Origin of the sequence: Methylobacillus methanolivorans, assembly GCF_044751345.1 — a bacterium.
In the GTDB taxonomy this organism is placed as follows: Bacteria; Pseudomonadota; Gammaproteobacteria; order Burkholderiales; family Methylophilaceae; genus Methylobacillus; species Methylobacillus methanolivorans.
This window is the reverse complement of sequence record NZ_JBIWXY010000001.1, coordinates 484,623-506,631: the sequence shown is the minus strand read 5'-3', so window position 1 is coordinate 506,631 and position 22,009 is coordinate 484,623. Positions and strand designations below refer to the sequence as shown.

Genomic DNA, 22,009 nt, shown 5'->3' with positions numbered 1-22,009 from the left:
TGAAATGGCGCCATTTTTGTATCTGAACAGTCACTTTATCCGACACTAGTTTCGGAGATTTACCGAATTCTAGATACACTCCAAATCCTCATCATGCAACGTTAGTTGAGCACCCTGCGGAGTACAACCATGCATAAAAGCCTTATCCTCGCCATTGCCGCCATCCTTGTTTTCATTCTGGCTTACTGGGTAGTGGAAATCATTGAGTTATCCAGGCAGCCCTAAAACGCGATGGTTATAGATTCATGCGGCTTATCAAACTTAGGCTCAACAGGTAAAGTAGTGGCATCATCCACGCCGAGACCTTAGCCATGCCATTACGTCGCCTTACGACTATAGTCGCTTCCCTCGCCTTACTTGCCAGCGCCAATGGTTGCGCGAATGCCACCAAGCTTGATGATAAAGTCCCCTACCCAAAAGCTGGAGCTGAGACTCAGCGCCATGTCCTGCAACTGCCGCCATTAGCAGAAGAAAATGATGTCAAACTGGAATTGCAAGTCGGGAAAACCATGCAGGTCGACTGCAATCGCCAGAGTTTTGGCGCATCACTCGTGGAGCATACCGTGCAAGGGTGGGGCTACCCATATTATGAAGTGCAAAATATCAGCGGCCCAATTTCCACCCGCATGGCCTGCCCGCAGAGCACAGAAACCACCAAGTTTGTTGCCGCCAATGGCACTGGCTTTATCGTGCGTTACAACAGCAAGCTACCGGTAGTGGTCTATATCCCCAAAGGGTTTGAATTGAGATACCGCACCTGGCAACCGGTTCACGAATTTCAAGCAATTACAGCAGAATAACCCCGGCGCCTATCACCAGGCCCACCGGGCAAAACGATCGCAATCTGTTTCCACTAAACGACAGAAACATCCATTTATCATCAAGAGCCCTCCAAAACCTGCCTCCAGAATGGAGATTGCCCTTATTTGATATGGGCCTAATTCGTTTAATCGTATAAACTATAGGGTTAAGGAGATTGCCCTAGGAGTCAGGGGCAATCATGAGGAGAAACATTCCTCCCTTCTTAAGATTGCCCCTGTCTTTGAGTGGTATGGATGGGGTCAATTGATGACCCGCCTGAAATGTCTCTTACCAGCGACATTTCAAATATCGGCGGCTTACCAGCCGAGATAGGTATCCTTGAGACGGCACAGCAATGCCGTTCAGGGGTGTGTGGCAGTGGTTTTTATGTCTTTTACATGTTGAGATGCTGAAATGATAAAAAAGCGATATCCCAGACTTTTCAGTCTATTGTCTACGCTAGGTATCACATTGTTGCTAAGCGGCTGTGACTTTGTGCTACTAGATCCCAAGGGCCAGATAGGAGTTGAAGAACGATCTCTTATCATTACCGCGATATTACTGATGTTGATTGTCGTGGTTCCGGTCATCATCATGACGATCGTATTTGCCTGGCGCTATCGCGCTTCCAACACCAAAGCCACCTACACCCCAGATTGGGCGCACTCCAATAAAATCGAAGTTGTTGTCTGGACTGTTCCCGTCATCATCATCCTGGTACTGGGCACCATCACCTGGAAAACCACTCACTCCCTGGATCCGCGCCAACCAATAGAATCCGAGCAACCACACCTGACGGTGCAAGTTGTTTCGCTGGATTGGAAATGGCTGTTCATCTACCCAGAGCAAGGTATTGCCACTGTCAATGAACTGGCCTTCCCTGCCAATGTGCCAGTCAGGTTTGAAGTCACCTCGGGCTCAGTCATGAACTCTTTCTTCATTCCGCAGCTTGGTAGCCAAATCTACGCCATGGCAGGCATGAAGAACACACTGCACTTGATCGCCAATGAAGAAGGCGTTTATCGCGGTTTATCTGCCAACTATAGCGGCCACGGCTTCTCCGGCATGAAATTCAATGCCAATGTGACGTCGCAAGAAAAATTTGATGAATGGGTACAGCAAGTCAAGCAAGCCTCGACTACGCTAGATGCTGACAAGTACACCGCTCTCAAAAAAGCTTCTTTCAACAATCCGATTGAGCGTTTCTCTAGTGTCACGCCCGACATGTATGACGGCATTGTTGCGAAGTACACCCATTCTACTGGTTCGCATGCGCTCTCAAACTCGGAGGGTAAGGAGTAAAAATGTTTGGCAAATTAACCCTGGATGCGGTTCCCTACCATGAACCGATTGTGATGATCACGCTGGCAGTCGTCGGCGTGCTGGGTTTGGGCATCGTTGCTGCCCTGACCCACTTCAAAAAATGGAAATGGCTCTGGTCTGAATGGTTTACGTCAGTTGACCATAAGAAGATCGGTATCATGTATATCGCTGTTGCCTTCATCATGCTGTTGCGCGGTTTTGCCGATGCGATCATGATGCGCGGCCAACTTGCTGTTGCTTCCTCCGGTGCTGAAGGCTTCCTGCCACCACACCACTATGACCAGATTTTCACCGCCCACGGCGTCATCATGATTTTCTTCATGGCCATGCCATTCATGGTCGGCCTGATGAATATCGTGGTCCCGTTGCAAATTGGTGCACGTGACGTTGCTTACCCCTTCCTCAACTCCCTGAGCTTCTGGCTGTTTGTGGTCGGCGTTGCGCTGATCAACATCTCCCTTGGCGTTGGTGAGTTTGCCCAGACTGGTTGGTTGGCATACCCTCCGCTTTCAGGCATTGAATATAGCCCTGGCGTTGGTGTTGACTACTGGATCTGGAGTTTGCAGATTTCAGGCTTGGGGACATTGCTCACGGGCGTTAACTTCTTCGTCACCATCATGAAGATGCGTGCCCCTGGTATGTCGTTGATGAAGATGCCTGTATTCACATGGACTGCTCTGTGTACCAACATCCTGATCCTGGCTGCTTTCCCTGTGCTGACAGCCACCATCGCGCTGTTGACGCTGGACCGTTACCTCGGTACCCACTTCTTCACCAATGAACTTGGTGGTAACCAGATGATGTACGTTAACCTCATCTGGATCTGGGGCCACCCTGAGGTTTACATCCTGATCCTGCCTGCTTTCGGTATTTTCTCCGAAGTCGTCGCCACGTTCACCAAGAAGAAGCTGTTTGGCTATACTTCCCTGGTATGGGCTACCGCAGTGATTACCATCCTGTCGTTCGTCGTATGGCTGCATCACTTCTTCACGATGGGTGCTGGTGCAAACGTCAACGCCTTCTTCGGCATTGCCACGATGATCATCTCGATCCCGACTGGTGTGAAAATTTTCAACTGGCTGTTCACGATGTACCGTGGCCGGATTGAGTTCTCTACACCTATCATCTGGACCGTTGGTTTCCTGATCACCTTCACCATCGGTGGTATGACCGGCGTATTGCTGGCCGTACCTGGCGCAGACTTTGTGCTGCATAACAGTCTGTTCCTGATCGCCCACTTCCATAACGTGATTATTGGTGGTGTAGTGTTCGGTTACCTGGCTGGTTTTGTTTACTGGTTCCCCAAGGCATTTGGCTTCAAGCTGAATGAAAAGCTCGGCCGTATTGCAGCCTACCTGTGGATTTCCGGCTTCTTCGTTGCGTTCGTGCCACTGTACATGCTCGGTTTCATGGGTATGACACGCCGTTTGAACAACTACGACAACCCTGCCTGGACCCCATTGCTGTACGTTGCATTGGGTGGTGCCTTCATCGTCGGTGCTGCGATCCTGGTGCAGTTGGTTCAGTTGTATGTCAGTGTACGTGACCGTAAGCAGAACCTCGACCTGACTGGTGACCCATGGGGTGGCCGTACGCTGGAGTGGTCTACTTCTTCCCCACCTCCTTTCTACAACTTCGCTCATGTACCAGAAGTGAAGAACCTTGATGAGTGGTGGGAAATGAAGCAGGACGGCCGTGCTACCAAGGCACCTGCCAAGTACGAGAAAATCCATATGCCCAAGAATGCTTCTGAAGGCGTGATTATCAGTGCATTCAGCCTGGTATTCGGTTTTGCCTTTATCTGGCACATCTGGTGGTTGGTTATCGTCAGTACAGCAGCCATGTTGATTACCGTGATTGCACGTAGCTACAACAAAGATGTCGACTACTACGTGCCTGTCGAGGAAATCAAGGCCATTGAAAACAAGCATATTCAAGTTAAACAAGCGAGTCAGGCGTAATCATGTCTAGTCAAACTTTGCATACACAACACGCTCATGCCGATGGGCATGAGCACCACCACGACGCTGGAGCCACGAAGATATTCGGGTTCTGGATTTACCTGATGACGGACTTGATCTTGTTCGCGACCCTGTTCGCGACCTATGCAGTCCTAAGCCAAAGCTTTGCCGGCGGCCCCACTGGTAAGGATATTTTCGAGCTTGATTATGTGCTCGGCGAAACCTTCCTGTTGCTGTTCAGCAGCATCACCTACGGCTTTGCCATGATTGCCCAGCACAAGGGTAACAAGCAGGCCGTGTTGAACTGGCTGGGCGTGACTTTCCTGTTAGGCCTGGGCTTCATCGTGATGGAAATCAATGAGTTCCATCACCTGATCCATGAAGGTTTTGGTCCTGACCGTAGCGCATTCCTGTCTGCCTTCTTCACACTGGTCGGTACTCACGGCCTGCACGTGACTTGTGGCCTGATCTGGATGGCCTTGATGATGGCGCAAGTCTGGAGCAAAGGCCTGACTGACACCAACAATACACGCCTGATGTGCCTGAGCCTGTTCTGGCACTTCCTGGATATTGTCTGGATCTGCGTATTTACTGTTGTTTATCTGATGGGGGTGCTGTAAATGTCACATGGACACGCTGAGCGCGCAGGCGCAAGCCACGGTAGCGTTAAGTCTTATCTGATCGGCTTTGTTCTTTCCGTGATCCTGACGGTCATTCCGTTCGGGTTGCTGATGTTCCCCAACGAACTGTCTTCATCCACCATCCTGGCAACTATCCTGATATTTGCCGTGGTACAGATCGTGGTGCATCTTGTGTACTTCCTGCACATGAACACCTCATCCGAGCAAAGCTGGAACGTCACGGCCTTCATCTTCACCGTCATCATCCTCGCGATCGTGGTAGTGGGTTCTATGTGGGTCATGTTCCACCTGAACCACAATATGATGAGGCATTTCTAAAGCCAGATTGATGAAGCAATATCTACTCATCACCAAGCCAGGCATTATCTTCGGCAACCTGATTTCGGTTGCCGGAGGTTTTTTCCTGGCATCACGCGGCGACATTGATGTTGCCTTGTTTCTGGCTACAGCTATCGGTATCTCGCTGGTCATTGCCTCTGGCTGCGTCCTTAACAACTATATCGATCGTGACATCGACAGCAAAATGGAGCGCACTCGCAACCGCGTGCTGGTTCGTGGCTTGATTCCAGCCAAGAATGCTGTGATCTACGGTAGCCTCTTGGGTATCATCGGTATCGCCCTGCTCTACGCGACTACCAATATGTTGACCGTCTGGTTGTCCCTGTTCGGCTTTGCGATTTATGTCGGGGCCTATAGCCTCTACCTGAAGCGTAATTCAGTCTATGGCACATTGATTGGCAGCCTCTCAGGCGCCGCACCTCCGGTGATTGGCTACTGTGCAGTCAGCAATGAGTTCGATATGGGTGCTGTTATCCTGTTAGTGATTTTCAGCCTTTGGCAAATGCCGCATTCCTATGCCATTGCCATCTTCAGATTAAAGGACTATACAGCGGCATCCATTCCAGTACTGCCAGTGAAGAAAGGCATTCTCGCTACCAAGAAGCACATCGTTTTATGGATCGTGGCCTTCGTGATTGCAGCAGTCATGCTGACACTCAGCGGCTATACTGGAAATCATTACCTGGTCGTGGCTGGCGTGATCAGTATTTACTGGCTGGGCATAGCGCTGGCAGGTTACAAAACCAACGATGACCAAGTATGGGCAAAAAAGCTGTTCATGTTTTCTATCGTCACCATTACTGCCTTGAGCGTCATGATGTCGATCGACTTTCAGGAACCGCGTAAGGATGGCGTCTGGGTGGCCGCGCGAATGCCTACAGTTGTTGAGCATCAGATCAAGGTGGATTAAGGCATCAGAGCATCATCCAACTTACACTTGATTAAATAAAAAGCCGTTGCATGCAACGGCTTTTTATTTACCTATTTTGATTATTAAGCAAACTGCTGCATGGATGAACCGATCACCGCACGCGCAGTTTCGGCTTCCTCTTCCGTCTTGGCATTGGCAACCAAGACTGCATGCCCCTGCTCCACTGCATTGGCAAGCAGTTCTGAATAACGACGATCTTGGTTGGAAATACCTTTACCAGCACCAATAAAGCCGCCAATCGCTGCTCCCCATCCCACCATGAATAAGGGAGCCACCAGCGGGCTGGCTACAAACAGGCTCACATTAGCAGCGACAATGGCCATTTGCCCCAAAGCGCCAACCCCTGCACCAACAACAGTGCCAATCGCACCATCAACAACAACATTTTTCAATGCTTCTTTATCATCCTCATCTTGTTCAATATGGTCAGTACGTCCTATAGCCACTTGAACTTGGTCCCGGCTAAAGCCTTTATCAATTAACGCTTGAGCTGCATTCTGCGCATCATCAAGGGTAGGATAAATGCCCGTCACGCTATCCAGATAATCTGACATGATGCTTCCTTTCACTTCATTAAATTACCAATCCCTCCACACCTAATTGAGGGCTAACTGCACCACGATTGACCTGCTCTGCTTCTGGGTCAATAGCAGGAGGAACCCGATCTGGCTGATGTATATCGCGAGTTGGCGTTTTTGGTCCTGTACCAGGATGGGCCGGGTGCTGAAGTTTGTCTTTATTTCGAGTGTTATCGGCAGGAGATGGAGGTTGCACTTCGGAACCTCGTTTATCAGGAGCAATCGGGGCATCAAGCTCCAACTCAACCGCCATCGCATGCATTGCTGTTGTCGCAAACACACCACCCAATATCATTGTGAAAAATTGACGCATATAGCCTCCATCATTAACGCTGAAACGCGAGCTATCCACATGCAGATAGCATAATGATGAATAAACCCGTACCCTATCAGCCTACTCTGAATCACTCGTCAGACAGGGCTGACGTTGATATACGATAAAGCCAAGACCAATGCCACCTCATCCTCGCCCACACACTGCATTAGTAGTGCTCGCTATTATCTTGATCGGCATTAACCTGAGACCGGCATTCTCCAGTGTCTCTCCACTGCTGGCTGATATTCGCCTCAGCTTGGGCTTGAGCAGCAGCACCGCAGGATTACTCACCACTCTCCCCGTCGCCTTGCTCGGATTATTTGCGCCTGTTGCCTCGTGGTTGGCAAAACGCTACGGTGCAGAAAAACTACTTGTCCCCTTACTTCTACTATTGGCGGCAGGGCTTGCTATACGAGGTATATGGAACACCGCCAGTCTTTTTCTCGGCACCAGCATGGCAGGCATCAGCATAGGATTGCTGGGTATCTTGCTGCCTAGCGTCATCAAGCGAGAATTTCCCCAACACCCTGACCTCATGACTGGTGTGTACACCATGGCTTTGTGCCTGGGAACAGCACTAGCAGCAGGGCTTGCTGTGCCATTACTCCACACGGTGGGTAGTTTGCCACTGGCCTTGGCACTCTGGTCTTTACCCGCATTAGTCACGGCATGGCTGTGGTGGCCCCTTCGTCGCTTGGGAGACTACCCTGTCCGTAGTACACAACAGGCTAACAGTACTTCTTTGTTGCATGATGCTACAGCCTGGCAAGTTACCCTGTTCATGGCGACTCAAAGTGCGCTGGCTTACTGCGTCTTTGGCTGGCTGCCCACCATCCTGCAAGATCGAGGCATTACAGCTGCCGACTCTGGCCTGCTACTTTCGGGTTCTGTCATGATGCAGGTTATTTCTGCACTATTAGTGCCATGGCTATGTTCCTTGATGCGGAACCAGAAAATCATGAATCAACTGATGTTCATCGTGATTTATATTGGCCTGATGGGCGCCATCTATGCGCCTATTGAACAATCATGGTTATGGATGGTGTTGCTGGGACTGGGTCAAGGCGGCGGCTTTGCCATGGCGCTCACGATGATCGTCTTGCGCACTCGCACACCGGCACAAGCTGCGCAGCTTTCTGCCATGTCACAAGGTTTAGGTTATATCTTGGCCTCGTTGGGACCACTACTCATGGGCTTCATGCATGAAGCTAGCGGTCATTGGCATAATGCAGGCTGGTTGATCACGGCCATTGTCTTGGCGGGCCTGTACCACGGCAACCGAGCAGGTGCTCAGCGTTTTGTGCTGGAAAACTAGATTAAAAACAACACTAGAAACAACAAAGGGAAGCTAGTTAGCTTCCCTTTGTAATATGCAATGCAATATGCGCTGAAAAAACACTATCGCTGACGAGCGTTAAAGCGCGGATTACTCTTGCAGATGACAAACACTTTGCCATGACGCCTGATAACTTTGCAGTCACGATGCCGTGTCTTGGCAGATTTCAGTGATGACAGGATTTTCATAATGCCCCCTTGATATGGATAGGCTGATTATCCCTGTTTTACCTTAAAATTGCAACAATGTTGCAATTAAACCATTATCCCAATTGATAATGCTTGCGTAATGCCTGTTTGACATTCCATGTGCAAGATAAGCCCGCAGGAAAAATCACCAGATCGCCCTTACCGAAGCTCACTGGATCACCCCCGCCGTCAGGAGTAACAGTTACCTCACCCTGCAAAATATAGGCAATTTCCTGCTCACCAAAATGCCAAGGAAATACGGATACCTCCTTGGACCAAGTGGGCCAACCGGAAACACCCAAGGCGTTTAACTGCTCCTCACTGGGATGGTGTTCAACTTTAATCGTGCTCATATCAATCTCCTGAAAATAAAGAAATTAACGATTGCCACCAGCGATAGACAGCGGTGGTTCTTGCATCAGGGCCACCTGCTCACGTAGCTCCAGGATACGGTCTTGCCAATACTGTTGGGTATTAAACCAAGTGAATGTCATCGGAAAAGCAGGATCATGCCAGCGCTTAGCCAACCAGGCGGAATAATGGATAAGACGCAAGGTACGCAACGCTTCGACCAAGTGCAGCTCTGCTGGATTAAAATCATAAAAAGATTCATAGCCTTCCAGCACTTCGGCAAATTGCTGACTCATTTCCGCAGGTGAGCCAGACAGCAACATCCATAAATCCTGAATCGCCGGGCCCATCCTGCTATCGTCGAAATCGACAAAATGTGGGCCATCGTCTGTCCATAGCATATTACTCAAATGACAATCCCCATGCAGGCGCAGCACCGCCACATCCCCCGCACGCTCATAACAGGCCCTGATACCGTCCAAAGCCTGCGTGACAACACTGCGATAAGCAGGCAACAAGTCAGCAGGAATAAACTGATGGTTGATCAACCACTGGCTAGGTTCCTCACCAAAGCTATCAATATCGATTGCAGGACGATGTTGGAAAGCAGCTTGTGCCCCAATCGCGTGAATACGTCCTAAAAAACGACCTATCCACTCGAGCCTGCCCTCTTGGTCAAGTTCGGGGATACGCCCACCACGCCTGGGAAATACCGCGAAATGAAAGCCCTGATATTGTTGCAAGGTCTTGCCACCCAGCGCAAGCGGTGCCACCACGGGGATTTCTGCCTCGACCAACTCCAGCGAAAAAGCATGCTCTTCCAATATCTGTGCTTCGCTCCAGCGGTCAGGACGATAAAACTTGACAACTACCGGAGGCTGCTCCTCCACACCCACTTGGTAAACGCGGTTTTCATAACTATTCAATGCCAATAAGCGCCCATCACCCAATATATCAACGCTACCCATCGCATCGAGGATCAGGTCTGGCGTTAAGGTTGAAAATGGTGCTGTGGTCATCAGAAGGTACTTTGCAAAATGAGGAGATAAAACGAGGCGAAGCTATCGCTATTAGCATTCGGTCTAATCGTGGGGCATAGCTTATCACGGCGCCTATTCAAGCAAAAATCCGTTTTCAATCACATGATCAAGGTAGCTTTTCTTTTCCATTGCAAAGATGCACTAATTTAGGGCGCTACAATCACCTTAAAATGAATTATTTTGGTGCATTTTTATAATCAATAAGAGAAAATGCACTATTTTTGATCATGACCATGGAGAGCAGAGGGAATGAAGTATCAATCGGCACATGATTTCTTAGCCGTCGTCGCAAAGAAGAACCCCGGCCAACCCGAATACCTACAAGCAGTCACTGAAGTGGTGGAAAGCTTGTGGCCATTCATCAGCCAAAATCCACGTTATGCTGAACATGGCGTTCTCGACCGCTTGGTCGAGCCAGAACGCGCTATTTTGTTCCGCGTTTCCTGGGTAGATGATAAAGGGGAAGTCCAGGTCAACCGTGGATACCGCATCCAGCATAATGGTGCGATTGGCCCATACAAAGGCGGTTTGCGCTTCCATCCCTCAGTTAACCTCTCCATTCTCAAGTTCCTGGCTTTCGAGCAAACCTTCAAGAATGCACTGACCACATTGCCTATGGGCGGTGGTAAAGGCGGCTCCGACTTTGATCCCAAAGGCAAGAGCAATGGCGAAATCATGCGCTTCTGCCAAGCCTTCGTGAGCGAGTTGTTCCGTCATGTCGGTTCAGATACGGATGTACCGGCTGGTGATATTGGCGTAGGTGCACGTGAAATCGGCTTCATGGCAGGCATGATCAAGAAACTTACCAATCGTGCAGACTGTGTCTTTACGGGTAAGGGCCTGAGCTACGGCGGCTCATTGATTCGCCCAGAAGCCACAGGTTACGGCACTGTTTACTTTGCGGAAGAGATGCTGCGTCATAGTGGTCGCACCATTGCAGGGCTACGCGTGGCCGTCTCTGGCTCTGGCAATGTCGCGCAATATGCCATCGAAAAAGCCTTGGCATTGGGTGCAAAAGTCATTACTGCTTCTGACTCCAGCGGCACAGTAATTGACGAAGCCGGCTTCACCACGGAAAAACTGCAAATCCTCATGCAGGTTAAGAATGTGGAATATGGTCGTATCAAGGATTATGCAGAACGTGTCGGTGCACGTTTTGTAGAAGGCGCTTCCCCATGGAGCGTAAAAGCGGAAGTTGCCCTGCCCTGCGCTACACAGAATGAACTGAACAAGGATGATGCAGCCACCCTGATCGCCAATGGCGTTCTCTGTGTCGCGGAAGGCGCAAATATGCCATGTACAGCCGAAGCGATGAAACTGTTTGATGAAAACCGTATTCTTTACGCACCAGGCAAGGCAACCAATGCCGGCGGTGTGGCGACCTCCGGCCTCGAGATGACGCAAAATGCAATGCGTCTCTCCTGGACACGCGAGGAAGTGGATGCCCGCCTGTTCGACATCATGAAGGGCATTCACGATGCCTGCGTCAAGTTTGGTACACGTGAAGATGGTAGCGTCAACTACGTGGATGGCGCTAACATCGCTGGCTTCGTTAAGGTGGCAGACGCCATGCTGGCGCAAGGTGTGATCTAAGCATCTATTAGTATGAAGAGCAAAAAAAGAGCACCATCCGGTGCTCTTTTTTTATTCTTGGCCGTTACCACACGGCTAGAACGGTATGCCAAAATTGAAACCAAACGCCAAGTCTTTCAGTGCGCTACTGCGCCCTCCTGACGTAATCGCCTTGGAAATCGAAAAATCCAAGTTGGTGCGATCAGGCTGATCACTGATTAAGCGCATACCCAGCGAGACGGAACTCATTTTTTCCAGCTCTTGGGTTTGGGTATGCTCGTAAATACGCGCCGATTCAAGCAATACATAAGGTTGCAAGCCCACCATCTGATAAAAAGGCAATTTGTAGTTGAATGGTATGGTGCGATTCAACTCCAGGGTTATTCCCCACCCCGAATCACCTACCAGACGACCAGGGCGATAAGCACGCCCGTGCTGGTAACCACCAAACTGTATTTTCTCGGTAATCGGTAAATCATCGGGTGAATATTGCATCGTGCCGGACACCGATGTTCCCCAAGCACCATCCAAATAATTGCGCTGCACAAAATTGACCAAATACTTTGAGAAGTTCAAGTCAATGTTGCTGGTGATTGGTTGCGATGGGAAATTGGTGGAGATTTCCTTGGAAGCCCCCATGGCATCCAATCCACGGCTCATAGTCAATTGCAATCGACGGCCTCGATGTGCGGTCGTATCACTGTAGCTAGCCCCTAAGGAGACGGTACGTATATCGGAAGTGGTCGTGATTGCAGCGCCGCTCTGCTTGCTGCGGATTTCATCTTCAAAGTTATTGGCTGTCAAAGATGCTGAAAGCAGCAGGCTTTTATCCTGCCGCAACATCAAAGGATAACTCAGCCCTATACTTAACCGCTGCGAATTCACCATGCGCCCCAGGCCTGACGCCAGCTCTGCCGTAGGCTTGCCATCATAATCCGATGCATCTATCCTGACGATCAATCCCTCCTTGCCAATAGGTTGTGCATAGCTCAGTGCATAGTACTGTTCATTTTCGGCAGAGATCAGGGTAGATGCCGTGATTTCTTCCGCCAAGCTCGTGTTGCCACTGGCCTTGACAGTAAAAATACCACGCGTGAATGGTTGCACAGTTTCCAAACGTCCCAAAGCTTCAATCGGTTTGCGATCTACCTTGAGCGTCAGTTCTGACGCTCCATCCATCTGTTGTGGCAATGGCAAGGAAGCCTGGATTTTCAGCCCGGGCAACAAACCCAGCATGGTCGTATAGCGCTCCATTGTCGGCCGAGTCAGCGGTTTTTCAGTCAATAACGGCTGGATGATCTCGCGTATCTTGCCCTCAGTCGCTCCCGGGTTTCCTTCAATCTTGACGGAGCCGATATGCCCCTCTATCACGACCACCGTGATCACTGGCTCATTAAAATTTTGAGCAGGAATATAACAAAATGATAAAGGCAGGCCGCGTTGCTGATAAAACGCTGTGACCTGGTTGGATAATTCAATGATCTTAGCGATCGTGATTTTCTTATTGGCATAAGGCGCAAAAAAAGCGCTCACTTCTTCAAACGGTACAGCTTTCACACCATAAATACCAAAACTGGCTGGCTGTACTTCCGTTTCTAATATTTTTTGTACCTCAGGAGAAATCTGAGTTTGTTTCTCCACTTGCACCTCAGCTTGCGGCCTGGTCTTAGGGGCCTCTGCCTTGGGCAAAGTATCCACTGGATTTTCTACTGCTAATAAGTAAGGCGGGTTAATCAGCATGCTGCCAATCAGCACAGCAATCAGTGCCCTGCCTGGGCTTTTCTTCGTTTTCTGCATTTTCTCCCCTATGCAGTCAATCCATATGCAACTCCAATAAAAATCCCGACAGTAGCAGCTACTGCCGGGATTTTATGGCTTTCAGGATATTAGTTCCCGAAAAGAGCACCCAACAGCGCAGGCAAACCATTTACCGTGGCATTGCCGCTATTAGACGCAGATGCGCTTGCAGAAGTCCCCCCCACATTCTGGGTAAGGCCACCCAGAATATTGGTCACTGGAGCAAGCAGACCACCACCACTGTTGCCTGACAGCAGCGTAGTGACTGGTGCCAGTAGATTTGTCGTAGGAGCGCCACCCTCGGCAGAACCCAGCGCCAACACATTAGTCACGGGAGCCAATAACCCGCCGTTAGGCAATGTGCCAGCCCCCAGTAAACCAGTGACAGGCGCTAACAAATTACTATTCGGCAATGCTCCACCGCCCAACAAACCGGTCACAGGTGCCAACAATCCATTCAAGCCATTGATATTGCCGCCAGCCAGAACATTGGTAACAGGTGCGAGTGCATTACCCAAGCCCCCCAGATTACCTGAGGAAAGATTCAATACGGGTGCAAGGACACCGCCATGACCATTCGCAGCCACATTGCTGGTGAGAGGTAAAACACCTGCCTGCCCAATCAATGGATCCAGTGTAGTCTTATTACCTTCTGCGCTGGTCAGTGGCAGCACACCACCTTCACCAATCAGAGGATCAAGCAAAGCAGGCTGTCCATTGCTGGCCTGGCCACTAGTCAGTGCCAATACACCATTCTTACCGACCACCGGATCTAGCAATGTCTGATCACCTCCTGCCGTGGTCAAAGGCAGGACACCATTGGTTCCAATCAGTGGATCAAGCACACCATTAATACCCGCCAATACCTGGGTGACAGGTGCCAAGGCACCATTACCGGCAACAGCACCGACCAAACCCTTGGCAAGACCTGCCACACTATCCACCGCATACTTGCTGGTATCAGCGACCTGAACGATCAAGCCCTTGCCTAAGCCACCATCAAGACCTGGCAGACCTTGACCACCACCTAGTAAATCAGTCACAGGACTCAATCCACCCTCAGCACCTGGAATAGCGCCAGCCAACGTCGAACCCAGCTGACCAACCACACCGCCGACAGTTGTAGTCAATGGCGTGACCACACCATCCGCAGTGCTACCAACGGTGCCAGTGACACTCGCTAGTGAACCGACGGTATTACCTACGGTTTCCAGGGTAGGACTCAGGGTTGAAGCTAACGGTGTCGTCACTCCAGTCACAGTATCAAGCAAAGGATTAGCCACACCAGCCACGGTATTCACCACAGGTGCAAGTGTGTCTGTCACCGGTGCCAGTGTTTGTGCCACTGGTGCAAGTATGCCAGCCACTGGTTCAAGCACAGGCTGTAACACACCGCCTGCAGTATTGATCACAGGAGCCAGTGGGCCAGCAATTGGCTCCAGCACAGTTCCCACCCCGCTTAAGACAGGTGTAATTGCGTTTCCGGTTGCAGATGTCACCGGTAATAATGCGGTGTTCAACCCGTCAGCCACAGGCCCAAGTGCTGTTGCCAATGGTGCCACTGCACCGGACAAAGCTTCGGAGGTTGGCCCCAGGGCTGTTGCGACAGGTGCCACCACATCGCCCAAGGCTCCGGTAATCGGTAATAAGCTATCTGTCACTGGCGCGAGTGAAGCTGTTAACGGACTAACGGTATTCACCACAGGTGTCAGCACGGGCTGCAACGCAGATACAACCGGATTGAGCACTGGTTCCAACGCTCCACCCAATGGATCCGTCACAGGTTGCAAAGCAGTGGTGACAGGCTCGACTACATTGTTGGTGAGATCATTGACCGTATCAATGGTGTCATTCAGCGTATTGTTGGTTGTCGTCACAACCGGAGGATTGCTGGATGTTGTCGGCCTAACATTGCTTTTACCCCCTCCATCACAACCAACCAATGCGATGGAAGAACAAATGACAGCCAGACTGATGGCGTTATTCAGCGGCACTTTTGATTTGGTGGACATTGCGTTCCCCTTCAAGCGTTAATGGAGCCAATTGCTACTTGGTTCCGTTCCGTACATAACCTCAAGCAACCCTAAAACATGCGCTATTTATTGGCTGCTTGTTGTCAATCAAGTGGCTCTTAAAACTTATTTACGGGCCACACAATTATCATTTTTATCACTTTTATCAAAAGTGTCAATTATTTTAAGGGACGGGATATCCAGAAATGAAAAAAGCCATTTCCCGAATCACTCGAGAAATGGCTTAGCTATTCAATTTGAGAAGTAAATTACTGCAAGGAAATAAAGCTTTGCAAAGTGTGTCTTTTTAGCAACTAGTCTTTCAGTTTCTTTAGCCAAAGCGTCACAACACTACCTTCGCCATACACAGACGAAACGTCCACCCAGCCACCATGAATCTCCATGATTTCCTTCACCAAGCAAAGACCTAGACCTGTTCCAGGAATACTGCCGGAAGTGTCAGCTCGGTAAAAGCGTTCAAATAAATGATCCATATGCTCTTTGCTCATCCCGATGCCATGATCCTCAACGGCAATACCTACATAGGTATGCTGATATTTCTGTTGCTCATGGATATACAGACGGATTTCCGTACCCGGATCAGAATATTTATGTGCATTGGATAGCACGTTGACCAATGCTTGTATCAGCTTGTCGAAATCGGCCGACACCTTCAACGCATGGTTATTGAAATTAAAGCTGATCGCCCTACCTTCGCCGCTGACAAGAAACTCCTTGAGTGCTGTATCAACGATATCTGTCAGGCGATAAGGCCTGATATCGAAGCTCATGCCTTTTCTAGCCTCAATCTTGGCCAGATCTAACAGATCATTGATTAATTTGGTCAACCGCACGGACTGTCGATGCACGGTTGCCAACATATCCTTTTGCTGATCGGCATTAAACTCCCGCTTAAGGAGTAACTCGGTAAATCCATGGATGCTGGACATGGGGGTACGCAACTCATGGGCGGCCATCGACAGGAACTCCCCTTTCATGCGATGCAGCTCTGACTCTTGGGTAATATCACGGAAATAATGAATAGTGCCAACAAAACGATCATCGGAATCTTGCGCCTCGCGCACAGAATGCTTGATGACTGTTAATTTGGGTTTTGTCATGCGCAATACCACTGCATCGGGCAAGCGCTGTGCAGCGCTAGTCTCATCGTCCTGACAAAGCGACTTTAACAGCCTGACAAATTCATCTTGCGGAATGGCATACAGTTGCTCAGGTTGCAAACCCGTCATATTCAGGAAAGCAGGGTTGAACGAACTCAATACGCCTTTTTTATTAAAGGTGACAAAACCATCTGGGCTCAACTCAAAGGTGCTTTGCATGATGCCATGCAGGCGACTGGAAGTTTCTTGTGCTGTTTTTCTTTCTGTAATATCTCGCGCAACAGCAATGTAATTAAAAACTTGTCCATTCGCATCAAACAAAGGCTCAATATCGAGATCAACCCAATAGCTTGTGCCATCTTTTGCTGTCCTCAGCAACTCGGCATGATAGCTTTGCTTGAGCTGAAGCTGACGCTTGATTTGCTCTGCTGTATCCTCGTCGCCATCCATCAAGTCGCCTAAATAACGACCTATCACCTCTTCGGGCAGATAGCCTGAACGGCGCACAAAAGCCTCGTTCACCCACTCGATATACCCCAGTGCATTAGCGATGATGACTGAGTTATCCGTCATCGAGACAATATGTGTCAGCGTCCTTGATTCGGATTCACGCATGGATAGCAAAGCATGCGCTTGGAATAATTGCTTCTTTTGCACATTCAACTTGCGCGTATTCAGCAGGGAAGAATAAAACAACTGTCTCTGAGCACGCTTAATGGACTTAGGCTGAAGAGGAATATGTTTGATATCAGCGGTATCTGCAACCCAAGGAATCAACAAGAATGCAACATAGCGTTGATGGTGCTTCGTCACTTTCCCCCCGAGCAAAACACCCGTCGCTTTGTGGCGCAAGAGGCAGGTCTGCTCTCGTTCAGACAATAATACCTGTAGGCAGAAAAATTCTATCGGCGCCAGTATATCGAATAGATCTGCAATGTTGCGCCCATGGCATTGAGCAAAATCCAGCGACTGCAGGCCATGGCCTGTTTCCTGAATAATTAAATGCTCATCAACAATGACGTGAAAGGGGAAAAAAGCCAGGAAATCTGGCGTGGGACTAGGAAGCTGTAGCGCGGGCCTAAATTGACGCATGCGCTTTAAACTGACTTTGCCCTGTGACATTCGCAATCATCGCCTCAATCAGTGGCTCAAGCTGGCTCAATGCCACAGGTTTACGAAACAATAACACGCCCTCCGGTAGCCCACCTTTGTCCTGAATATAATCATCATTCAGAGCGGTCAAGGCGATGATGTTTAACTTACTGAATTGATTTGAACTCTTCAGGTGACGGAGCATCTCAAAGCCACTCATTCCCGGCATGTTCAGATCCGTGATCAATAAATCTGGCACCTCGCGTCCCAAGCTAATCAAGCCTTCAAAGCCATCTGTAGCCACATTAATACGGACAGGGTATTTCCAGCTAGAGAAAAAATAAGAGAATAAATTCCGTAAGGCGCTATCATCCTCCACCAACAGAATGTGAAATACCTTCTGCTCCGAGGTCTGCCCAGTTGCTGGGATAATGGCTTGCCGACGCTGGCTGAGAATATGGTCAATCGAAGAACGCGCGATCCGGCGATGACCTCCCGCTGTTTTCCATGCTTTCAGGACACCGGACTCAACCCATAACTGTACTGTTCGCAAGGAAACCTCTAATACTTTAGAGGCATCTCTTGTGGATATGAACTCTTCCTTCCCAGTATCTTGATTAACCATGACGACATTATTGGAATGTAATATATTCACATTATCCTTACTTACAAATAAAAATCAATCAGATAGATTGATTCCGTCACAGAACACGTTGACATATTAAACCAATATGATAAAAATGATAAAAATCACTAATCATAATAGTGCCATGCAGAATAAATCAAGAATCCGGGGAGCAATAATTGCACAAGATACTCATTATTGAAGATCAAGAGGACGTGCGTAAACTTATTCATCTTAGCCTCGGCGATGAGCAATATACGATTTACGAAGCTAACAATGGAGATAGTGGCTTGGCATTGGCAGAACAATTCAAACCAGACCTGATATTAATGGACATCATGATGCCTGGGCTCATGAATGGCTACCAGATATGCGACAAACTCAAAAACGAAGATGACTTCAAAAACACAAAAATTATTTTTCTCACCGCTCGTGCGCAAGAACAAGACATGCTGGATGGATATCGCTCAGGATGTGACGAGTATCTGGTCAAACCATTCAGCCCCATCAAACTAGCAGAAATTGTAAAATCGCTATTGTCTGGGCAGCGTCTGCAATACTAATAGCATTAGGCACACATCAGCCTGGAAGAGCATAAATGGCCGGTAGATTGCGCCACCAACCGTAAGCATCCATGCCACAACCAAAGACATATTGATTAGGTACCTGCAAACCAACAAAGTCAGCCTTGATTGGTTTCAGTTTACCCGGATCCAACAACTTCTCAACCAATACAGCCACTACAACACGCTTAGCACCAAGTGCTAGGCACTGTGCCTTGATTTCGGCCAGCGTGACACCCTCATCCAAAATATCATCCAGCACAAGGATCGTCCGATCTCGCACTTCCTCGCCAGGCTTAACCTTCCAGACCAGTTGTTCATCGCCATGTGTGCGATTGTGATAGCGGCTAGCCTGCACATAGCCAAACTCAAGGGGAAATAGCAATTGCGGTAATAATTGACCGGTAAATACTACTCCGCCTCCCATCACACACAGCACTAAAGGCTTTTCATCATTCAGCATCTCCGTGATGCCTTGTGCAAGCCTGCTGACAGCCTGGCTCACAGTTGCTTCATCGTGAACCAGGCTTGCTTGCTGCAATATAATAGCTGGGTTGGAATGCAACGCTGTCAATACACTTACTTCGTCAGGTCACGCAAATACTGGGCAAATTCAGTGCCAAACTCTTCGTGCTTCAAGGAGTATTCGACATTGGCCTTGACGTAGCCGAGCTTGCTACCACAATCATAGCGCTTGCCATCAAAGCGATAAGCCAATACTTTTTGCTGCTCCATCAAGGCAGCGATACCATCGGTCAATTGAATTTCACCGCCCTTGCCTGGCTTGACGTTTTCAAGGCAAGTAAAAATTTCTGGTGTGAGAATGTAACGCCCTACCACGGCAAGATTGGATGGCGCTTCTTCTGGTTGGGGCTTTTCAACAATACCATTCAACTCAAGTACATTGGGGCCATCAACCTCAACTGCATCAACAATCCCATAGCTCGCTGTCTCACTAGGATCCACATCCTCAACTCCCAGGATTGAGGCCCCTTGCTGTTCAAAAAGCTCTGTCATCTGTTGCATCGCAGGCTTGTCAGCATCAATCAAGTCATCTGCCAGAATCACGGAAAATGGCTCGTCGCCTACTACGGATTTAGCTAGCAACACGGCATGACCTAAGCCCAGGGCTTCAGCCTGACGGATATAGATGCAGGAAACATTCTTAGGCAGAATATTGCGAATGTCTTCCAGCATCTTAGTCTTCTTGCCAGCTTCCAGTGTTGCCTCAAGCTCAAACGACTTGTCAAAATGATCTGGGATAGAGCGCTTGTTACGACCAATGATAAAAATCAACTCAGTTGCACCCGCCGCCACAGCCTCTTCTGCTGCATACTGAATCAAGGGCTTATCGACAATAGGCAACATTTCTTTCGGGCTTGCCTTAGTCGCTGGCAAGAAGCGGGTACCCAAACCAGCTACAGGGAATACTGCCTTGGTAATCTTTTTGGTAATCTTTTTGGTCATCTCTTCATATCTTTCTTGTTAATGTATGGTTGGAGATTCAGACTCAGATGGCGATACTAACGCCGGGTTAGCATGGATGTCCCCCGCATACTCTTCCACCCACATACCCAGCTCTTGCTTGATCACAGTTTCATCTATTAACGATGCTCTATCGATCCACTTCAGCAATGCATGCACCCAAGCCTCATCTACGCTACGCGCCACGGCGATACGCAATTTATCGTGTGGCGTTGGTACAGTGAGCTCGTCATCGGCCAAAAGTTCCTCATAGAGCTTCTCACCGGGACGCAACCCAGAATATACGATCTCAATGTCATCTTCATTAAGACCGGATAGTCGAATCATATCACGCGCCAAGTCCACAATCCTGACAGGGTCTCCCATATCCAGCACAAAAATCTCGCCACCATCCCCCATCAAACCCGCCTGCATCACTAACTGGCAGGCTTCTGGAATCGACATAAAATAGCGGGTAATCTCTGGGTGGGTCACCGTGATCGGTCCACCTGCAGCAATTTGTTCACGGAACCTAGGGATAACACTACCGCTGCTACCTAATACATTGCCAAAACGCACAACCACAAAGCGAGTACCAGTGTCCTCCTGCAACCCCTGGCACACCATCTCCGCCAAGCGCTTGCTTGCCCCCATCACATTGGTCGGGTTCACAGCCTTATCAGTAGAGATCAGTACAAATTTGGCAACCCCTGCATTTTTGCACGCCTGCGCCATGGTGTAAGTACCAATGACATTATTTGACAATGACTCAGCCACATTGCAGTTTTCCATCATAGGTACGTGCTTGTAGGCCGCTGCGTGAAAAACTACATCAGGCTTGTAACGACCCAACACCTGCTGAACACGCCGCGCATTCCTGACATCACCCACCAAATACTCAATACGGGTATGGGTTGCAAGGCCTGAAAACTCCTGCTCCAACCGATACAAGGCATATTCAGACTGATCTAGACAAACTAGGCACTGCGGATGATATTTCAACACTTGGCGACACAACTCCGAACCAATAGAGCCACCTGCTCCACTGATCAGCACGACTTGCTCCTCGATCAAATGCTGCAATCCCTCGCCATCCAATGTCACCGGCTCTCTGCCTAACAAGTCCTCTACTTCGACAGGCCTAAGCTGCGCCATACTGACGCGCCCACTCATCAAGTCCTCAAACGAAGGCACAGTCAGGACATTTAAGCCATGCTGATTAGCCAACTCCACGACTTCACGGCGACGTTGGTGACGAGCAGAAGGCATGGCTACGATCACATGTTCAACAGATAAAGCATCGGCCAATTGCGGCAGCTGCTCAATACTCCCTAAAACATTGATACCCAGCAACTCACGACCGCGCATCGCCTTCTTGTCATCCAGCAAGCCCACTACATTCCACTCATGGCTTTTGGAAAGATCCTTCAACAAGGCAACCGCCGCCTCTCCTGCTCCTAGCACCAACACTGGCTTGCCAGAAAACTGCGCAGCACCATACAAGCGATGCTCTTTCCATGCACGATAGGCAAAACGACTACCTCCCATGAGCAATAACAGCAGCATAGGATCCATAATCAGCACAGATCTTGGGACAACGCCGTGCGGCTTGAACATGAACAAAATGGCAACCACAAGGGCAGAACTGATAGCTATTGCTCGTATCAGGCGCTGTAAATCCGGCAAGCTGGCAAAACGCCAAACCCCACGGTAAAGTCCAGCAAACAAGAACACCAAGGCCTGCAGGGGAATCACCCAAACAGCACTTTCCAGCATGCTCTGCGTGAAATTGTCCGGAACGTCAAAATTAAATCGGAAAAGAAAGGCTACCCACCATGCCAGCACAGCTACCACGATATCGTGCAACCAAGCGCTTAAAGACCGTGGGTTTCTCACACTAATATAATTCGACCACTTGAAGATGGGATGAATATTCAGCACGCACAAAACCCAAAATG

The 22,009-nt window shown here is 49.3% G+C and carries 21 protein-coding genes; 9 read left to right on the top strand and 12 right to left on the bottom strand.

The window, feature by feature from the left end; all coding sequences use genetic code 11:
* Positions 1–311 precede the first annotated feature (311 nt).
* From eco to cyoE, 6 genes are all read left to right on the top strand, one after another.
* Complete coding sequence (eco, locus tag ACIKP9_RS02395; protein ID WP_400878816.1) at positions 312–800, top strand: serine protease inhibitor ecotin; 489 nt, start codon at positions 312–314, stop codon at positions 798–800.
* Positions 801–1,215: 415 nt separating this feature from the next.
* Positions 1,216–2,103 (top strand): ubiquinol oxidase subunit II, encoded by an 888-nt coding sequence (cyoA, locus tag ACIKP9_RS02390; protein WP_400878813.1) that lies wholly within the window; start codon positions 1,216–1,218, stop codon positions 2,101–2,103.
* A 2-nt stretch (positions 2,104–2,105) separates the two neighbouring features.
* Positions 2,106–4,085 carry a cytochrome o ubiquinol oxidase subunit I gene (gene cyoB, locus ACIKP9_RS02385; protein ID WP_400878810.1) on the top strand — a complete coding sequence of 660 codons (1,980 nt, stop codon included), beginning with the start codon at positions 2,106–2,108 and terminating at the stop codon, positions 4,083–4,085.
* A 2-nt stretch (positions 4,086–4,087) separates the two neighbouring features.
* On the top strand, positions 4,088–4,705 hold the full coding sequence (locus ACIKP9_RS02380; RefSeq protein ID WP_400878808.1) for a cytochrome o ubiquinol oxidase subunit III: 618 nt from the start codon (positions 4,088–4,090) through the stop codon (positions 4,703–4,705).
* Positions 4,706–5,044 (top strand): cytochrome o ubiquinol oxidase subunit IV, encoded by a 339-nt coding sequence (locus ACIKP9_RS02375; protein ID WP_400878806.1) that lies wholly within the window; start codon positions 4,706–4,708, stop codon positions 5,042–5,044.
* A 10-nt stretch (positions 5,045–5,054) separates the two neighbouring features.
* The gene (gene cyoE / locus ACIKP9_RS02370) at positions 5,055–5,975 is read left to right on the top strand and encodes a heme o synthase (RefSeq protein ID WP_400878803.1); all 921 of its coding nucleotides are present in this window, start codon (positions 5,055–5,057) and stop codon (positions 5,973–5,975) included.
* Between the two features lie 83 nt (positions 5,976–6,058).
* Here the strand turns inward: cyoE and ACIKP9_RS02365 are convergent, their stop codons facing one another.
* The gene (locus ACIKP9_RS02365; protein WP_400878800.1) at positions 6,059–6,550 is read right to left on the bottom strand and encodes a hypothetical protein; all 492 of its coding nucleotides are present in this window, start codon (positions 6,548–6,550) and stop codon (positions 6,059–6,061) included.
* Between the two features lie 19 nt (positions 6,551–6,569).
* A complete protein-coding gene (locus ACIKP9_RS02360) occupies positions 6,570–6,887 on the bottom strand; it encodes a hypothetical protein (RefSeq protein ID WP_400878797.1) in 318 nt (105 codons plus the stop codon).
* 139 nt (positions 6,888–7,026) lie between these two features.
* On the opposite strand from ACIKP9_RS02360, the gene ACIKP9_RS02355 reads away from it, so the two are divergent.
* The gene (locus tag ACIKP9_RS02355; protein ID WP_400878794.1) at positions 7,027–8,205 is read left to right on the top strand and encodes a CynX/NimT family MFS transporter; all 1,179 of its coding nucleotides are present in this window, start codon (positions 7,027–7,029) and stop codon (positions 8,203–8,205) included.
* A gap of 83 nt (positions 8,206–8,288) precedes the next feature.
* Here the strand turns inward: ACIKP9_RS02355 and ykgO are convergent, their stop codons facing one another.
* The 3 genes from ykgO to ACIKP9_RS02340 all read right to left on the bottom strand — a co-directional run bounded on the left by ykgO (position 8,289) and on the right by ACIKP9_RS02340 (position 9,784).
* Positions 8,289–8,414, bottom strand: a complete 126-nt coding sequence (ykgO, locus tag ACIKP9_RS02350) for a type B 50S ribosomal protein L36 (RefSeq protein WP_230347065.1) — start codon at positions 8,412–8,414, stop codon at positions 8,289–8,291.
* Positions 8,415–8,488: 74 nt separating this feature from the next.
* Positions 8,489–8,767, bottom strand: a complete 279-nt coding sequence (locus ACIKP9_RS02345) for a cupin domain-containing protein (protein WP_400878790.1) — start codon at positions 8,765–8,767, stop codon at positions 8,489–8,491.
* A gap of 24 nt (positions 8,768–8,791) precedes the next feature.
* A complete protein-coding gene (locus tag ACIKP9_RS02340) occupies positions 8,792–9,784 on the bottom strand; it encodes a serine/threonine protein kinase (protein ID WP_400878787.1) in 993 nt (330 codons plus the stop codon).
* A 270-nt stretch (positions 9,785–10,054) separates the two neighbouring features.
* Here ACIKP9_RS02340 and gdhA point away from each other — a divergent pair, with 270 nt between their 5' ends.
* On the top strand, positions 10,055–11,398 hold the full coding sequence (gene gdhA / locus ACIKP9_RS02335; protein WP_400878784.1) for an NADP-specific glutamate dehydrogenase: 1,344 nt from the start codon (positions 10,055–10,057) through the stop codon (positions 11,396–11,398).
* A gap of 75 nt (positions 11,399–11,473) precedes the next feature.
* On the opposite strand, the gene ACIKP9_RS02330 is transcribed toward gdhA, so the two are convergent.
* From ACIKP9_RS02330 to ACIKP9_RS02315, 4 genes are all read right to left on the bottom strand, one after another.
* Positions 11,474–13,174, bottom strand: a complete 1,701-nt coding sequence (locus tag ACIKP9_RS02330; RefSeq protein WP_400878781.1) for a ShlB/FhaC/HecB family hemolysin secretion/activation protein — start codon at positions 13,172–13,174, stop codon at positions 11,474–11,476.
* Between the two features lie 89 nt (positions 13,175–13,263).
* Positions 13,264–15,186, bottom strand: a complete 1,923-nt coding sequence (locus ACIKP9_RS02325; protein ID WP_400878778.1) for a hypothetical protein — start codon at positions 15,184–15,186, stop codon at positions 13,264–13,266.
* A gap of 314 nt (positions 15,187–15,500) precedes the next feature.
* Positions 15,501–17,399 carry a PAS domain-containing protein gene (locus ACIKP9_RS02320; protein WP_400878775.1) on the bottom strand — a complete coding sequence of 633 codons (1,899 nt, stop codon included), beginning with the start codon at positions 17,397–17,399 and terminating at the stop codon, positions 15,501–15,503.
* Complete coding sequence (locus ACIKP9_RS02315; RefSeq protein ID WP_400878772.1) at positions 17,386–18,054, bottom strand: response regulator; 669 nt, start codon at positions 18,052–18,054, stop codon at positions 17,386–17,388. The genes ACIKP9_RS02320 and ACIKP9_RS02315 overlap by 14 nt, the downstream gene beginning before the upstream one ends.
* 149 nt (positions 18,055–18,203) lie before the next feature.
* Here ACIKP9_RS02315 and ACIKP9_RS02310 point away from each other — a divergent pair, with 149 nt between their 5' ends.
* On the top strand, positions 18,204–18,587 hold the full coding sequence (locus ACIKP9_RS02310; protein WP_400878769.1) for a response regulator transcription factor: 384 nt from the start codon (positions 18,204–18,206) through the stop codon (positions 18,585–18,587).
* A 16-nt stretch (positions 18,588–18,603) separates the two neighbouring features.
* Here the strand turns inward: ACIKP9_RS02310 and ACIKP9_RS02305 are convergent, their stop codons facing one another.
* Genes ACIKP9_RS02305 through ACIKP9_RS02295 form a run of 3 tightly spaced genes read right to left on the bottom strand, consistent with a single transcriptional unit; the run spans position 18,604 to position 21,917 of the window.
* Positions 18,604–19,161: a hypoxanthine-guanine phosphoribosyltransferase gene (locus ACIKP9_RS02305; protein WP_400878766.1), complete on the bottom strand. Its 558-nt coding sequence runs from the start codon at positions 19,159–19,161 to the stop codon at positions 18,604–18,606.
* Positions 19,162–19,166: 5 nt separating this feature from the next.
* The gene (gene galU, locus ACIKP9_RS02300) at positions 19,167–20,054 is read right to left on the bottom strand and encodes a UTP--glucose-1-phosphate uridylyltransferase GalU (RefSeq protein ID WP_400878763.1); all 888 of its coding nucleotides are present in this window, start codon (positions 20,052–20,054) and stop codon (positions 19,167–19,169) included.
* A gap of 18 nt (positions 20,055–20,072) precedes the next feature.
* Positions 20,073–21,917 carry a polysaccharide biosynthesis protein gene (locus ACIKP9_RS02295; protein ID WP_400878761.1) on the bottom strand — a complete coding sequence of 615 codons (1,845 nt, stop codon included), beginning with the start codon at positions 21,915–21,917 and terminating at the stop codon, positions 20,073–20,075.
* Positions 21,918–22,009 lie beyond the last annotated feature (92 nt).

Bases quoted from the DNA above. Each gene is read 5' to 3' on its own strand.
- ACIKP9_RS02345 (WP_400878790.1), bottom strand. From the start codon at position 8,767: ATGAGCACGATTAAAGTTGAACACCATCCCAGTGAGGAGCAGTTAAAC.
- ACIKP9_RS02340 (WP_400878787.1), bottom strand. From the start codon at position 9,784: ATGACCACAGCACCATTTTCAACCTTAACGCCAGACCTGATCCTCGAT.
- galU (WP_400878763.1), bottom strand. From the start codon at position 20,054: ATGACCAAAAAGATTACCAAAAAGATTACCAAGGCAGTATTCCCTGTA.
- ykgO (WP_230347065.1), bottom strand. From the start codon at position 8,414: ATGAAAATCCTGTCATCACTGAAATCTGCCAAGACACGGCATCGTGAC.
- ACIKP9_RS02375 (WP_400878806.1), top strand. From the start codon at position 4,706: ATGTCACATGGACACGCTGAGCGCGCAGGCGCAAGCCACGGTAGCGTT.
- ACIKP9_RS02360 (WP_400878797.1), bottom strand. From the start codon at position 6,887: ATGCGTCAATTTTTCACAATGATATTGGGTGGTGTGTTTGCGACAACA.
- gdhA (WP_400878784.1), top strand. From the start codon at position 10,055: ATGAAGTATCAATCGGCACATGATTTCTTAGCCGTCGTCGCAAAGAAG.
- eco (WP_400878816.1), top strand. From the start codon at position 312: ATGCCATTACGTCGCCTTACGACTATAGTCGCTTCCCTCGCCTTACTT.
- ACIKP9_RS02325 (WP_400878778.1), bottom strand. From the start codon at position 15,186: ATGTCCACCAAATCAAAAGTGCCGCTGAATAACGCCATCAGTCTGGCT.
- ACIKP9_RS02365 (WP_400878800.1), bottom strand. From the start codon at position 6,550: ATGTCAGATTATCTGGATAGCGTGACGGGCATTTATCCTACCCTTGAT.
- ACIKP9_RS02320 (WP_400878775.1), bottom strand. From the start codon at position 17,399: ATGCGTCAATTTAGGCCCGCGCTACAGCTTCCTAGTCCCACGCCAGAT.
- ACIKP9_RS02330 (WP_400878781.1), bottom strand. From the start codon at position 13,174: ATGCAGAAAACGAAGAAAAGCCCAGGCAGGGCACTGATTGCTGTGCTG.
- cyoA (WP_400878813.1), top strand. From the start codon at position 1,216: ATGATAAAAAAGCGATATCCCAGACTTTTCAGTCTATTGTCTACGCTA.
- cyoE (WP_400878803.1), top strand. From the start codon at position 5,055: ATGAAGCAATATCTACTCATCACCAAGCCAGGCATTATCTTCGGCAAC.
- ACIKP9_RS02355 (WP_400878794.1), top strand. From the start codon at position 7,027: ATGCCACCTCATCCTCGCCCACACACTGCATTAGTAGTGCTCGCTATT.
- cyoB (WP_400878810.1), top strand. From the start codon at position 2,106: ATGTTTGGCAAATTAACCCTGGATGCGGTTCCCTACCATGAACCGATT.
- ACIKP9_RS02380 (WP_400878808.1), top strand. From the start codon at position 4,088: ATGTCTAGTCAAACTTTGCATACACAACACGCTCATGCCGATGGGCAT.